The organism is Saccharopolyspora sp. NFXS83 (genome assembly GCF_026241095.1).
In the GTDB taxonomy this organism is placed as follows: domain Bacteria; phylum Actinomycetota; class Actinomycetes; order Mycobacteriales; family Pseudonocardiaceae; genus Saccharopolyspora_C.
This window is the reverse complement of the sequence record NZ_JAPFGB010000045.1, coordinates 24,860-39,257: the sequence shown is the minus strand read 5'-3', so window position 1 is coordinate 39,257 and position 14,398 is coordinate 24,860. Positions and strand designations below refer to the sequence as shown.

Genomic DNA, 14,398 nt, shown 5'->3' with positions numbered 1-14,398 from the left:
GTGCGGGGGTGGGCGGTCGCGGGGGGATGTACGCGGACGTCAGCAGCGGGATCAGCAGGGTCAGTCCGCAGCACGACAGCACCGCGGAACGCCGCGGCGCCGCCCGTCGTCCAGGAGGGCGCGGGGCGCATCGGTTCACAATGGATTGCTTCCGCAACATCTCACCCCCTCGGACGCGTGGAAAACGGTGGAATGACTGGAGATGGCACGGCCTTATCGACTGCCGGGAAAACCGTAGCACTCGGAATTCGAACCACGATCGCACTTTGCGGAAAGTCCACATTGGCCAAAAGGGACTGCTGACCAGCGGCGATGTGCGAATTTTGTCGGAGTGCGCGGAATGGGCGGGACCTGTTATCGGTTTCGGGAATCGTTCAAGATCACTCTATTTGGTGAATCTCACGCCTGGTGCTTGGAAAGTTCCTCCTTTTAACGCAGCGTGGCAGGTAGGGTTCTTCGCGGCGGACCGGGGATTCCAGTCGACCTCCGGATCCGTTCCCCTTCGGGCGCATCATTCCGTGCGGCCCGGTCCCGGTCATCGCACAGCAGAAGTCGACCTCGCCCGGTCATGGCAGCCGGGCGTTCCCGCTCGGTCGTGCCGTCAGGAACGGATATCTCGTGATCTTCCTCATCTTTCTGGTGCTCGTGTTGCTCACCGCGGCCGTCGCCGCGGTCACCTTGCTGAGCGCTCGACGTGAAGCCGTGGCCGCCGGCGGCTCCGACTCCGACTCGCAGTCGTTCGTGGGCGGCGTGCTCAACGCGTTGTTCACCGTGCTGCTGGCGTTCTACATCGTGTTCGCGTGGCAGAACGGCGACGACGTCGACAAGGCTGCGCAGCAAGAGGTCAACGCGCTCAACGATGCGTATTGGCAGGTCGGTGCGGTTCCAGCGGAGCAGGCTGCGTCGATCCGCTCGCTGGCCGAGCAGTACGCGCACCGGGTCGCCGAGCACGAGTGGGCCGCGCTGGGCCAGGGGCGCGGCGATGCGGAGGCGGACCGCCTGCTCGTCGGGTTGCGCGCGGAGGCGATCGCGCTTCCCGCCGACACCGAAGTCCTGAAGTCGGCGCGGGAGCAGGTGCTCGCCGACGTGCGCCAGATCGACGAAGGGCATCGGGAGCGGGTCGACGTGGCCACCGATGATCAGAGCTTCAACCTGGTGCTGCTCGTCGGCAGCATCCTCGGCGCGGTGCTGATGATCGCGTTCCCGTTGCTGGTCGGGTTGAGCGCTCGCCCGGCCAACGTGGTGACGATGGCACTGCTCACGCTGACCCTCGGATTCACCATTTATCTCTCGGTGCAACTGATGCATCCGTTGCAAGGACCGTTCGGCGTCGATCCTGATTCCTTCCGCGCATTCCTGGAGGCGCTGCCGGGGGGCACATCGGCGACCGAATGAGTCGAGCGTGGCAGCCTCGGTCCGAATGCAGGGGAGAAATGGTGGGGGTCATGGGGCATGTCGTGATGAGTCGCAGATGTGAACCGCGGTCCGCGGTGCGGAGCCTGACGGGAAAAGCCGTGTTGCAACGTTGCGACTGGGCGGTGGAGGCGGATCGCGTGGTCCGCGAATTCCGGGCGGGATCCACGATGGACACGAGCCGTTTGCGGAATTCGCTGTGCTGGTTGTTCGAGCAGATCGCGCTCACGGCCGCGGCGGGAGCGACGATCAGCCGGGACCGTTTCCACCAGGCCTGCGAGAACCTGCTCTTCGAGCAGGGCGAGGCGGCGTTCAACCGGATGCTCCTGCCGGTGCTGGAGGCCGTGCTGGAGCTGAGCCCGACCGCGGCCGAGGGCACGATGCCGCACCCGGACTTCGTCAGCTGGATGCGCGCGCTGGGCATGAACTCCGCGACGGTCCTGTGCGCATCCGAGAAGGCCCGCCTGCGTCACCCCGGCGACCTCTCCTTGCACGCGATGCTGCACGTGATGCGCGACTACCACCTCGCCGGAGCAGGCGTGCAGCCCCGCAGCTGACGGGCTGTCGATCCGGGGTAGGCGGCGGAACCTCACGTCCTGTCTTTGATCTCGTCCTTCCGGTGAGCAGCGTTCCTGGTCTGCCTCGTCAGCGGCGGAGCCGCTGAGGTTCCGCCACCCGGCTCCGAGCAAGAGGAGTTCATCGCGGAGTCAGCCGTCGAGTTCGTACTGGTGCTCAGGCCGTCCGCTGGCTCCGTAGCGAAGGGTCATCGTCACCTTGCCGTCCTGGGCGAGTCCGGCGAGGTAGCGCTGCGCGGTGGCGCGGGCGATGCCGAGCTCGTCGGCGACCTCGGAGGCGGATCGCGGTGCGGCGGCGGCGCGCAGCGCGTCGGTGATCAGCTTCGTGGTGATGCTGGACTGGCCCTTGGGCGAACCGGGTCGGTCGCCTTCCCGCAGCGACCGCATGGCCCGGTCGATCTCCTCCTGGTCGACGGTGCCGTCGGTGGCGGGCAGCCGGGACCGGTAGTGCGCGTAGGCGGTGAGCCGGTCCTTGAGCTGGTGGGCGGTGAACGGCTTCACCAGGTAGTTCAACGCTCCGGCGGCGAGCGCGGCGCGCACCGACGCGGGGTCGGACGCGGCGGTGAGCATGATGGTGTCGATGTCGAGTTCGGCGAGCAGTGCGATGCCGGGCCCGTCCGGCAGGTAGTTGTCCAGCAGGACCAGTTCGGGCCGGTGCTCGGCGATGAGGTCGCGCGCTTCGGCCGCGGAGTGCGCGATGCCGACGGTGCGGAAGCCGCGCACGCGGTCGGTGAACTCGGCGTGCACCTGCGCCACGCGGAAGTCGTCCTCGACGACGAGTACCCGGATCATCGCTTCGTCTCCTGTTCGGTGGGGTCGTCGGTCGCGGCCAGCGCGCCGGGCAGCCGGGCCACGAACAGCGCGCCGCGGCCTTGGCCGCCGGGGTCGGCGAGCCGGACCTCGCCGCCGAGGCTGCGCGCCGCCTGCCGGGCCAGTGCGAGGCCGATTCCGTGGCCCTCGTCGTCCTTCGTGGACACTCCTTCGGAGAACACCTCGTCCCGCATCGAGGCGGGTACGCCGTCGCCGCTGTCGAGCACCGACAGGTGCAGCGCGGTGCCGTCCGAGAGCAGGTCGACCTCCACCCGAGCCGGTCGGGTGCGGCCGGCGCGGGCGGCGTCGCAGGCGTTGTCGACCAGGTTGCCGAGCACCGTGGTCACTTCGACCGGCGCGACCACGCCGGTGGCGACCCAGCTGGTCTCGCCGAGCTCCAGCGCCACGTCCTTCTCCCCGGCGGCGGCCTTCTTCGCTCCGAGGAAGGACACCAGGTAGGAATCCCGCACCGCGTCGGCCGCCGGCCCCAGCCCGGCGATCGAGCCGCTGAACAGCGCTTGCAGGTAATCCTCGGCTTCCTGCCGGTGTCCGGTCTGCAGGAGGCCGGACAGCGCGTGCAGCCGGTTGGTGAACTCGTGGCGCTGCGCCCGCAGCACGTCGGCGGTGCCGCGCACCGCGTCCAGTTCGCGGGTGAGCTTGTCCAGGTCGGTGCGGTCGCGCAAGGTGACCACCGCGCCGAGGTCGACGCCGTCGCGGCGCACCGGGCGGTGGTGCACGACCAGCACCCGGTCCGCGGTCACCGTGATCAGGTTGTCGACCGGCCGCCGATCCAGCAGGGCGGAGCACAACCGGGGCGGCAGGTCCAGGTCGCGGACCGGGGTGCCCGGTTCGACGGGGCGGCCCAGCAGCCGTTCGGTCTCCGCGTTGCACACCGTGACCCGCTCGTCGGCGCCGAGGGCGAGCACGCCTTCGCCGATCCCGTAGAGCACGGCCTCCCGTTGCCGCACCAGCTCGGCGAGTTCGTGCGGTTCGAGGCCGAGCGTGCGCCGCTTGAGCAGTCTGGTGAGCAGCGCGGCACCGGCGATGCCGAGCAGCAGCGCGCCCGCGGCCAGCGCGGCGGAGGTGCCCAGCAGGCGCAGGAAGGCGATGTCGATCTCCTGCGCGTCGAACCCGACGCTGACCTGCCCGACGACGGTGCCGTCGGCCGTGCGCAGCGGTACCTTCCCGCGCGCGGACCACCCGAGCGTGCCCCGCTGGACGTCGACCGCTTCGTGCCCGGTGAGCGCCGCCGAGGGGTCGGTGCTGACGGGGTCGCCGATCTCCTCGGGAACGGGGTGCGAGAGCCGGACCCCGCGGATGTCGGTGACGACGATGAACAGGGCGCCGGTGGCGGCTCGGACGCGTTCGGCCTTGGTCGCGACCAGCGGGTGCAGCGCGGGGTCGGCGACGCCGCGGGCGAGTTCGTCGTCGGCGGCGACCGAGCGCGCCACGCCGAGCGCGCGCTGCCCGTACTGCTCGACGAGACCGCGGTCGAGCAGGACTGCGGCGATCGCGAAACCGATGCCGGTGACCAGGACGATCAGCCCGATCTGCAACGCGAGCACCTGCCGGGCGAACCGCATGGGGCGGCGGGACATGCCGCGACCCTACCCAGCCGTTTCACCGCCGCCGGGACGCACGGCGGCGGTCGGTGAGCAGAACGAGCAGAACGCGCCGAACGCGGAATAGGCGTACAAGGTCCGCAACCCTCCCGTCCCGGGCGCCCAGCACCTACGGTTCCGCGAAATGGAACAACGGTGTTACGTGGGCCACGTCGTGGTTCGAAGGGGGGTAGTGCGTTGATCGCGTTGCTCGGGTTGGCAATGGTGGCGGTCTTTCTCTATCTGGTGATGAGCAAGCGCCTGGCCCCGATGGTCGCGTTGATCGTCATTCCGGCGATCTTCGCGGTGATAGCCGGTTTCGCCCCTGATCTGGGCGACATGGTCACCGAGGGCATCACCTCGCTGGCGCCGACCGCGGCGATGCTGATGTTCGCCATCCTCTACTTCGGAATCATGATCGACGCGGGGTTGTTCGACCCGGTGGCGCGAGTGGTCGTCCGGCTCACCGGCAACGATCCACTGAAGCTGATCATGGGAACGGTGGCGCTGGTCGCCGTGGTCTCGCTCGACGGCGACGGCACCACGACGTTCATGATCACTGTGTCGGCGCTGCTGCCGATCTACCGCAAGCTCGAGGTCAGTCCGGTGCTGATGACCGGTTTGGCCTGCATGACCAACGCGATCCTCAACATCGTCCCGTGGGGCGGGCCGGCGGCGCGGGCGGCGAGCGTGCTGCGCCTGGACCCGCAGGAGATGTTCGTGCCGATGATCCCGGCGCTGGGTGCCGGGCTGGTGACGGTGTTCGTGATCGCCTACGTGCTCGGTCTGCGGGAGCGGGCGAAGCTGCGGGCTCGCAGCGCCGAACCGGCGCTGGCCGGTGTGGGCGCGGGTGGTGGTCTGGGCGGACCGGAGTCCGGTGCCGGTGACGCGCCGGGCACCGGTGGGGACTTCGACGTGCTGGCCCCGGACCGCGAGAGCCTGCGGCCGAAGCTGATCTGGTTCAACACGGCGCTGACCGCGGCGCTGCTGATCGCGCTGATCGCCGGCGTGCTGCCCATCGCGGTGCTGTTCATGATCGGCACCGGGATCGCGTTGATCGTGAACTACCCGAGCATCAAGGAGCAGGCGGCCCGCATCGCCTCGCACGCGGACAGCGTGGTCGCGGTGGTGTCGATGGTGTTCGCCGCCGCGGTGTTCACCGGGGTGCTCTCGGGCACCGGGATGATCGAGCAGATGGCGCAGTACCTGCTGCACGGCATGCCGGACGCGCTGTTCCCGTACTTCAGCATCGTGATCGCGGTGCTGAGCATCCCGTTCACGTTCTTCATGAGCAACGACGCGTTCTACTTCGGCGTGGTGCCGATCCTCGCGGAAACGGCGGCGCAGCACGGGATTTCGGCGATGGAGGTCGCGCGGGCCTCGTTGCTGGGCCAGCCGATCCACATGCTCAGCCCGCTGGTGCCCGCGATGTACGTGCTGATCGGGTTGGCGAAGGTGGATCTGGGCGACCAGCACCGCTTCGCCATCAAGTGGGCGTTGCTGGTGTCGCTGGTCGTCATCGCGGCCGGGCTGGCGCTGGGCCTGATCTCGGTGCATTGATCTCCACGCGGCAGGCGAGTCCGGGGAGGGTCCCGCCTGCCGCGTGAAGTAGCGGCCCGCTCGTGATCGGAGCGAGGCTGTAGTTGACCGAGTTCGGGCGCCCCCAGGTCGCCCGAACTCGATGCCCCCTGCGAGGGACCAAGGTTAGAGCTTGATCCACTTCGCGGGAAAGTTTCATCTTGCCCAGCCGACGGAAGTTCCGGTAATAAATTGCTGCGTGGATGAGAGATCGCGGCTCTTGGAATATGACAGCGCGGCCCTGCGCTGTCCAGGCCCGATCGCGCCGAGCTTCGCGCACGGCCGATAAGGTCGACGGCCGTGCAGCAGCGGACCTCACACACCGAACCGGACGGCGACGCCGAACGGCTCCGCCGTCTGCACCACGACGCGATGAGCCCCGACGGCACGAGACTGCTGATCCGCCGTGTCGCCGACGCCGTGCGCGGTGCGGCGGCGCTGATCGACGCCGATGGTGAAGCGGTCGCGGAAGGCTCTTCCATGGATCCGGCCGCGGTGGCCGCGATCGGGCCCGAGCTGGACCGGATCCGGGCGGGACGCGCGCGTTCCGCGGCGGTGCACCACGATGATCGGATGATCTCCGCGCAGGCCCTCGGCGCGGACGCGCCGATCCTGCTGATCTCGGCGCGGGCGGCGGCGTACCAGGGCGTCGACCGGCTCATCGCGGACGCGGCCCGGCTGCTGTCGATGCGCTGGCGCTCCGACGAGGCGCTGCGGGCCGCGCAGCGCGTGGGCCAGGCCGCCACCGCGATCCGCGAGGTGGTGATCCACCTGCTGCTGATGGGCCACACCGACGGCGCGCAACGGGTCGCGAGCACCCTCACCCCGCGGCTGCCCGCATTCCTCACGCTCTACGTGATCGAAGCGGACAAGGTCGATCGGGACTCGCTCGCGGCGCGGATCGCGCGGCTCACCGGCGGCCGGGCGTGGATCGTGCACTGCCCGGTGTACGTCAAGCACCTGATCGCGCTGGTTCCCGCGGGCAGGCACGAACACCACCACCCGGCGGACGCCGTCGAGGACCTGGTGCGCGAGGTCGTGGCCGGGCAGGAGCGGATTCGAGTGGGCGTGAGCCGGGTCGTGTCGCTGCGCGAAGTCGGAGTCGGCTACGAGCAGGCCTTCCACGCGCTGGCCGCGGCCCGCGGCGGGGCCGGTCCCTTCGAGGTGTTCGCCTTCCAGGAGAGCCTCGCCGGGATCGTCGGGTCGGCGGGGGAGGCCTGGGCCGCGCGGGTCTTGGCGCCGCTGCGCGCGTTCGTGCCCGCCCGCACCCAGGACCCGGACGCGGCGACGTTGGAGCAGACGCTGGGGTCGTGGCTGAACTTCGGCACCGGTGCCACCCGTCAGCTCAAGATCCACCGAAACACGTTGAGGTCCAGGTTGGTACAGCTCGACCGCATCCTCGGCTGCGACGTGCGGGACCTGCCCACGCAGGCCCGGCTGCACCTGGCGCTGCACCTGGCTGCCCGGTCCGCCGAACCGCTCGTAGAGCCCGCCGAGGCGGACCTCCCGGGCTTGCTGGAGACCGACGCGGTCCGGGCCTGGACGGCGCGGCAGCTCGAACCGCTGCGCCACGCCGAGGAGCACCTGCTCGACACGCTCCGCGCGTGGCTGGGCGGCGGGGCCCGGCTGGAGGCGGCGGCGCGCACGCTGGGACTGTCGGTTCCGGCGGTGCGCAAGCGGATCCTGCGCATCGAGCGGCTGCTCGAACGGTCCCTGCTGCACGGCCCGTCGGTCCGCTACGACCTCCACTTCGCCCTGCGGCTGCACGACAGCGGCACCGTCGAGGCCGGGCAGGGCAGGTCCTGACGGTCCGGGCGCTCAGGAGCGCCCGCTCCCGAGCGGATCCCCGCCGCACCGGATGAAGCGCTCGGTGCGGCGGGGAGTCGATCACGACTTGATCCCGCTACGCCTGCGGCTGTCCCACGCCCACGTGGGCGGGCAGCGGAACGCAGAGGGTGGCTCCGGCCTGGATCTGGTCCGGGTTGAGGATGTGGTTGTAGTGGGCGAGCTGCCGCATCCCGACGTGGAACCGCTCGGCGAGCTCGGAGAGCGTGTCGCCGGACTTGATCTGGTAGGCGTTGCACACGTCCTCGTCCTCGGTCAGGAACAACAACTCACCGACCTCGATGTGGTCCGGGTTCGCGATCTTGTTGATCCGTGCGAGTTCCTGCCACGGAACGTGGAACCAGACGCCGATTTCGCTGAGCGTGTCGTGGGTCTGGACGCGGTAGGTGTTGCAGTTCGTCATGGCGTCCTCCTGATGAGGTGTCCGGATCGGGTGGCGGGCTTCGGCGGCCCCTCCGCCGATGTGGAAACCCGTCCCGAGTACACCTCCGTGCGCACGCGGCCGAAATGGTCCGGCGGGTTCATTGGGGGTTGGTCCTGGCGCGTGCCGGGACCCGCCGCGCGGATCACGCACCGGCGTCGAGCCGCGTCCCGATCAGTCGGTGAGCGCCGCTGCGCTCGTGTCCGCTCAGACCACCGGCGCGCGGGCGAACCGCGTCTGAACGGTCTTGGGCGGGCTCGGCGCGGCTGGAGCGGCGGTTGCGCGGCAGGAGTCGGTGGCGGCCGGGACCGATGGTCGGAGGCCGGGGGACGCGGTTGTCAGCTCCGGGCCGAGGCCGGGCCGCCTCGCGCGTCGGCCCGGTGCAGGGCGGTCTCCGCGCCGTTCGCTCGAACGCCGCTGTTCGACCGGATCAGCGCGGAGTGGTTGAGGCGCTGGCGGCGGGCCCAGCTGGCGGCCTCGGTGCGCGCCCGCAGCCCGAGCTTGTCCAAGATGTGGTGCACGTGGTTCTTCACCGTCGGCAACGCGATGCACAGCCGCCTGGAGATCTCCTGGTTCGACAACTCCTGCTCCAGCAGTTCGGTGATCTCGGCTTCCCGCCCGCTCAACGGCTCCAGCGGACCGCCGGGCCGCAGCTCGGCGGTCAGTTCGGCCACCCGATGGCTCAGGGCCGCCGCGACCCGGGGAGAACAGCGCAGCTCGCCGGTCGCGGCGCTTTCGATGGTGCGTCCCAATTCGGCGATCGGCTGCTCCCGCGTCAGGTAACCGGCGGCGCCCATCTCGGCGTACGCGATGATGTCGACCTCGTTCTCGGACACGCCCAGCACGACGATCGGCAGTCCGGGATTCCGGGCCGCCAGCGCACTCACCGCGCCGAGCCCGTCACCGGAGTCCACCACGTCGAGCAGGATCACTCCGCGCACCGTTGAGAGCGGTGCGATCTCCTCGGGCCGCGACACGGCGGCGATCACGCGGAAACCGCCGATGTTGCGCAGGATGAGCGCCAGGCCCTCCCGGTAGAACCGGTTCGGGGCGATGACGGCGACCTCGATCATGGTTGAACCCCCGTTTGGAACCGGACTGCGGCGGGGACGGCGCCGAACCGCTGGAAGCGTGCACCCGCATATCGCACGCCGACAGGCGCGGTACGGGCTGTCCACCTGAAGCCGCACGGCCCCTCGGAGGGCGTGCTTCGAGCGCGCGTCGATCGGTTTCGCATCGCGCAGCCCTTGCCGCAACGCGCTTCCACGCTAGCCGCGCGCCGCGCTGAACCGACACGGTCCATGGTCCCTGGTTCCAACCGGGCAGCGATCCTGCTTCCGGCTCACAGCCCAGCAGGACTCCGGTGACCGGTGAGGGGAGAGTGGAGGCGGCCCGGCGTCGTGATCCGCGGAGCACCGGCCAACGGCCCTGCCACGGGCATATCACGGGTCCCCGCGGTCGATCGCGCAATCCGAACAGGACTGATCAAGGCCGTTCGCCGGAGCAGCGCTCGATCCCTTCGAAGGTGAGCTTGGTGACCGCGTCGGCGAGCGCGGCGGCGTCCAGGCCGGGCTGCGGGCGGTACCACTCGATGATCGAGTTGACCGTCCCGAACAGCAACCGGCTGGTCAGCGCCGGGTCGAGGTCCGGGTGCAGGCTGCCGTCGCGCTCCGCTTCCGCCACCAGGGATCCGAGGAACGCGTCGATCTCACGCCTGCGGGCGAGCGCGGCGCGCTCCACCTCGCTGTTGCCGCGGACCCGCAGCAGCACCGTCACGAACGGCTGCTCCTCGACGAGCACGTGCACGCTGCGCCGCACCACGTGGCGCAACCGGTCGATCGCGGGTCCCTCGCGGGATTCCGGTTCGGCGGTCACGGCCAGCAGCGCGTCCAGCGCGCGGTTCACCGTGCGGCGCAACAGCTCCTGCTTGCCGGATACGTGGTGGTAGATCGCGGACTTGGTGATGCCGAGCCGCTTGGCCAGCTCCTCCATGCTGGTGCCGTCGTAGCCGCGTTCGTGGAAGACCACGGCCGCGATGCGCAGCAGCGAGTCCACGTCGTGGCCGGGCCTGCCACGTCCGCGGGTCATGAGCCGCGCTCGTCGCGCACCCGGCGCAGCTTGCCCACCGAGCGTTCGAGCGTGCCGGGGTCGACGACGGTGATCTCCGCGGTGATGCCCACCGCGTCCTTCACCGCCCTGGTCAGTGATTCCGGCGCGGCCTGGCGCTGGTCGGCGGTGGTGTCGTCGAGCGCTTCGACGCGGATCGTCATGTGGTCCATCCGCTCGCGGCGGGACAACGTGATCTGGAAGTGCGGCGACAGCCCGTCGGCGCGCAGCACGAGTTCCTCGATCTGGGTGGGGAAGACGTTGACGCCGCGCAGGATGATCAGGTCGTCGCTGCGCCCGGTGATCCGCTCCATCCGCCGCATGGCCGGGCGCGCGGTCCCCGGCAGCAGCCTGGTCAGGTCGCGGGTGCGGTAGCGGATGATCGGCAGGGCTTCCTTGGTCAACGAGGTGAACAGCAGCTCCCCGGATTCGCCGTCGGGCAGCGGATCGCCCAGGACGGGGTCGATCACCTCGGGGTAGAAGTGGTCCTCCCAGATGTGCAGGCCGTCCTTGGTCTCGGCGAACTCGGCCGCGACGCCGGGGCCCATCACTTCGGACAGGCCGTAGATGTCGACCGCGTCGATGGCGAGCGCCTGCTCGATCTCGCGGCGCATGTCCTCGGTCCACGGCTCGGCGCCGAATATCCCCGCCCGCAGCCCGGTGTCGCGGGGATCGATGCCCTGGCGCCGCAATTCGTCGATGAGGGTGAGCATGTAGGTCGGCGTCACCATGATCAGATCCGGGCGGAAGTCGCGGATCAGCTGCGCTTGGCGCGCGGTCATCCCGCCGGAAGCGGGGACCACCGTGCAGCCGAGGTGCTCCGCGCCGTAGTGCGCGCCGAGCCCGCCGGTGAACAGGCCGTACCCGTAGGAGATGTGCACCAGGTCGCCGGGACCGCCGCCCGCGGCCCGGATCGAGCGGGCCACCACCTCGGCCCACACCTGGAGGTCGTGACGCGTGTAGCCGACGACGGTGGGCTGCCCGGTCGTGCCGCTGGAGGCGTGGATGCGGCTGACCTGCTCGCGCGGGACGGCGAATCCGCCGAAGGGGTAGTTGGCCCGCAGGTCGTCCTTGGTGGTCGCGGGGAACTTCGCGAGGTCCGCCAGGCTCCGGCAGTCGCTCGGGTGCACCCCGGCGGCGTCGAACTTGGCGCGGTAGAAGGGAACGTTGCGGTACGCGTGCTCCAGCGTCCACTGGAGGCGTTCGAGTTGCAGGGCGCGGAGTTCGTCCTCGCCGAACCGCCCGGACTCGCCGGGCGCGGTGGTGGCCGACGCCGTCGTCCCCGTCATGGCCTCGGTTCCTTCCCGCCGTTGAGGGTTCTGCTGTGGCCGCGGAACTCGGCGATCACCGGTGCGTCCGGTGCCGCGCCGCGGCGCACGGTGATGTCGTAGATCCCGCTGCGCCCGAAGCGGGTGCGCTCAGCGGCCTCGGCGTGCAGGTCGTCGCCGGCGTGGGCGGGTGCGACGAAGGTGATCTCGGCGCTCGCCGCGACGGTCACCGGGCCGTGGCTGTTGCACGCGCAGGCGAACGCGGTGTCGGCGAGCAGGAACACGTAGCCGCCGTGCGCGATGCCGTGGCCGTTGACCATCGCCGGGGTGACGGTCATGCGGGCGGTGGCCCGCCCGTCGGCCGCCGCGCGCAGTTCGATGCCGAGCGCGCGGGAGGCGTCGTCCTCGTCGAACATCGCTCGTGCCGGTCTCGCCACGTCTTCAGCCGTGCTCAACGGCTCCACCACCTTGCGTACTGACCGAACAGTCGGTTAATAATTGCAGTGTTGGTGGCGGCGGTCACGATGTCAACCCGCCGCGATCCCGTTCCCATCCGGTCGGCGGCGCAGCCGGCCACGAGGAGGTCGGCCCGCCCATGAGCAGCGCGCCAGTGCAGGTTCTGCCCAGTTTCGTGCAAGGACGATGGCACTCCCCGGCCGACGAGGGAGTGGTGCTGCCGGACGCGGTCACCGGGGAACCGGTCGCGCGGATCTCCTCGGCGGGCATCGACATGGGGGCCGCGCTCGACCACGGCCGCCGCGTCGGCGGTGCCGCGCTGCGGGCGCTGACCTTCCACCAGCGGGCGGCGCTGCTCAAATCGCTCGCGTCGTACCTCCGGGAGCACCGCGAGGAGCTCTACGCGCTGTCCGCGCGCACGGGTGCGACGCGCGGCGACTCGAAGTTCGACGTGGACGGCGGCATCGGCGTGCTGTTCACCTACTCCAGCAAGGGCCGCCGGGAACTGCCCGACGGCACCGCATACCTCGACGGCGCCGTGGAGCCGCTGGGCAAGGGCGGGACCTTCGTCGCCCAGCACCTGTGCACCTCGCTGCAGGGCGTCGCGGTGCAGATCAACGCGTTCAACTTCCCGGTGTGGGGACCGTTGGAGAAGTTCGCGCCCGCCTTCCTGGCCGGGGTGCCGAGCCTGATCAAACCGGGCAGCCGCACGGCGTACCTGACCCACCGGCTGGTCGAGCTCATCGTCGAATCCGGGCTGCTGCCGGAAGGGTCCGTGCAGCTGGTCTGCGGCGGTGCGGGCAATCTGCTCGACCACGTCACCGACCAGGACCTGGTGTCGTTCACCGGTTCGGCCGCCACCGCGCAGCGGCTGCGCGCGCATCCGGCGGTGGTGGCGAACTCGGTGCGGTTCAACGCCGAGGCGGACTCGCTGAACTGCTCGATCCTCGGCCCGGACGCGAAGCCGGGAACTCCCGAGTTCGACCTGTTCGTCGACCAGCTCGTCACCGAGATGACCGTGAAGGCGGGGCAGAAGTGCACCGCGATCCGCCGGGCGCTGGTGCCCGCGCCGCGCATCGACGAGGTGGCCGCGGCGGTCTCGGCGAAGCTGGCGGAGATCACCGTCGGAGCGCCCGGCGCCGACGGCGTGCGGATGGGCGCGCTGGCGGGCCTGGACCAGCGGGAGGAAGTGCGGCGCTCGCTGAAGTCGCTGCTGGAGGTCGCGCGCGTCGTGCACGGCGACCCGGACTCGGTGGAGCCGGTCGGCGCCGATGCCGAACGCGGGGCCTTCCTCGGGCCGATCCTGCTGCGCTGCGATGACCCCGAGCAGCCCCAGCCGCACGAGGTGGAGGCGTTCGGGCCGGTCAGCACGCTGCTGCCCTACGACGACACGGAGCACGCCGTGCACCTCGCCCGCCTGGGCAAGGGCAGCCTGGTCGGCTCGGTCGTGACCGCCGACGCCGAGTTCGCCCGCGACGTGGTGCTCGGCGCCGCCTCCCGGCACGGGCGGCTGCTCGTGCTCAACCGGCACGACGCCGCCGAATCCACCGGGCACGGCTCGCCGCTGCCGCAGCTGGTCCACGGCGGCCCCGGTCGCGCGGGCGGCGGCGAGGAGCTCGGCGGGATCCGCAGCGTGCTGCACCACATGCAGCGCACCGCGGTGCAGGGCGACCCGCAGACCCTCACCGCCATCACCGGCCAGTGGGTCCCCGGCAGCGAGCGCACCGCCACCGACGAGCACCCGTTCCGCAAGCACCTGGAACAGCTGCGCGCCGGGGACACCGTGGTGGCGGGCCCGCGCACCGTGACCGAGCAGGACGTGGCGCACTTCGCCGAGTTCACCGGCGACACCTTCTACGCGCACACCGACGAGGAAGCGGCCCGCGCCAACCCGTTCTTCGCGGGCAAGGTAGCGCACGGGTACCTGGTGGTGTCGTTCGCGGCCGGGCTGTTCGTCTCGCCCGAACCCGGACCGGTGCTGGCGAACTACGGGCTGGAGAACCTGCGGTTCCTCACACCCACCTATCCCGGTGACGAGATCACGGTGACCCTGACGGCGAAGCAGATCACCCCGCGCCAGAACGCCGACTACGGCGAGGTCCGCTGGGACGCCGACGTCACGAACCAGGACGGGGCCTCCGTGGCGAAGTACGACGTGCTCACCCTGGTCGCCAAGCAGACCGGGTGAGGCGTGTTTCCCGCTCTTCGCGCGATGGGGGCGGGTGGCGGAACCTCAGCGGTTTCCTCGCTGCGGGATCTTTTTCCCTGGTGGCTCCGCCACGAGGGAAAAGCCGTCCTCGCGAGGAAACCGCTGAGAACCCGCGG

12 protein-coding genes are annotated in these 14,398 nt (G+C 70.5%); 5 read left to right on the top strand and 7 right to left on the bottom strand.

What is annotated here, in order from left to right; all coding sequences use genetic code 11:
* Positions 1-618 precede the first annotated feature (618 nt).
* Together OOZ19_RS29180 and OOZ19_RS29175 are read left to right on the top strand one after the other, a co-directional pair.
* Complete coding sequence (locus OOZ19_RS29180) at positions 619-1,395, top strand: bestrophin-like domain (RefSeq protein ID WP_266093385.1); 777 nt, start codon at positions 619-621, stop codon at positions 1,393-1,395.
* Between the two features lie 188 nt (positions 1,396-1,583).
* A complete protein-coding gene (locus OOZ19_RS29175; protein ID WP_266093384.1) occupies positions 1,584-1,970 on the top strand; it encodes a hypothetical protein in 387 nt (128 codons plus the stop codon).
* A 150-nt stretch (positions 1,971-2,120) separates the two neighbouring features.
* On the opposite strand, the gene OOZ19_RS29170 is transcribed toward OOZ19_RS29175, so the two are convergent.
* Positions 2,121-2,780, bottom strand: a complete 660-nt coding sequence (locus OOZ19_RS29170; protein ID WP_266093383.1) for a response regulator — start codon at positions 2,778-2,780, stop codon at positions 2,121-2,123.
* Entirely contained in the window at positions 2,777-4,396 is a 1,620-nt protein-coding gene (locus OOZ19_RS29165; RefSeq protein ID WP_266093382.1) for a sensor histidine kinase, read from the bottom strand. The genes OOZ19_RS29170 and OOZ19_RS29165 overlap by 4 nt, the downstream gene beginning before the upstream one ends.
* A gap of 159 nt (positions 4,397-4,555) precedes the next feature.
* On the opposite strand from OOZ19_RS29165, the gene OOZ19_RS29160 reads away from it, so the two are divergent.
* Both OOZ19_RS29160 and OOZ19_RS29155 read left to right on the top strand, forming a co-directional pair.
* Positions 4,556-5,959: a CitMHS family transporter gene (locus tag OOZ19_RS29160; protein ID WP_266093381.1), complete on the top strand. Its 1,404-nt coding sequence runs from the start codon at positions 4,556-4,558 to the stop codon at positions 5,957-5,959.
* 318 nt (positions 5,960-6,277) lie between these two features.
* Positions 6,278-7,783, top strand: a complete 1,506-nt coding sequence (locus OOZ19_RS29155; protein WP_266093380.1) for a helix-turn-helix domain-containing protein — start codon at positions 6,278-6,280, stop codon at positions 7,781-7,783.
* A gap of 97 nt (positions 7,784-7,880) precedes the next feature.
* On the opposite strand, the gene OOZ19_RS29150 is transcribed toward OOZ19_RS29155, so the two are convergent.
* From OOZ19_RS29150 to paaI, 5 genes are all read right to left on the bottom strand, one after another.
* Positions 7,881-8,225 carry a LysM peptidoglycan-binding domain-containing protein gene (locus tag OOZ19_RS29150; RefSeq protein WP_266093379.1) on the bottom strand — a complete coding sequence of 115 codons (345 nt, stop codon included), beginning with the start codon at positions 8,223-8,225 and terminating at the stop codon, positions 7,881-7,883.
* Positions 8,226-8,581: 356 nt separating this feature from the next.
* Positions 8,582-9,316: a LuxR C-terminal-related transcriptional regulator gene (locus tag OOZ19_RS29145; RefSeq protein ID WP_266093378.1), complete on the bottom strand. Its 735-nt coding sequence runs from the start codon at positions 9,314-9,316 to the stop codon at positions 8,582-8,584.
* A 412-nt stretch (positions 9,317-9,728) separates the two neighbouring features.
* Positions 9,729-10,331 (bottom strand): TetR/AcrR family transcriptional regulator, encoded by a 603-nt coding sequence (locus OOZ19_RS29140; RefSeq protein WP_266093377.1) that lies wholly within the window; start codon positions 10,329-10,331, stop codon positions 9,729-9,731.
* Positions 10,328-11,638, bottom strand: a complete 1,311-nt coding sequence (paaK, locus tag OOZ19_RS29135; RefSeq protein ID WP_266093376.1) for a phenylacetate--CoA ligase PaaK — start codon at positions 11,636-11,638, stop codon at positions 10,328-10,330. The genes OOZ19_RS29140 and paaK overlap by 4 nt, the downstream gene beginning before the upstream one ends.
* A complete protein-coding gene (paaI, locus tag OOZ19_RS29130; protein ID WP_266093389.1) occupies positions 11,635-12,033 on the bottom strand; it encodes a hydroxyphenylacetyl-CoA thioesterase PaaI in 399 nt (132 codons plus the stop codon). The genes paaK and paaI overlap by 4 nt, the downstream gene beginning before the upstream one ends.
* A gap of 179 nt (positions 12,034-12,212) precedes the next feature.
* On the opposite strand from paaI, the gene paaZ reads away from it, so the two are divergent.
* Complete coding sequence (gene paaZ / locus OOZ19_RS29125) at positions 12,213-14,261, top strand: phenylacetic acid degradation bifunctional protein PaaZ (protein WP_266093375.1); 2,049 nt, start codon at positions 12,213-12,215, stop codon at positions 14,259-14,261.
* Positions 14,262-14,398: the final 137 nt, after the last annotated feature.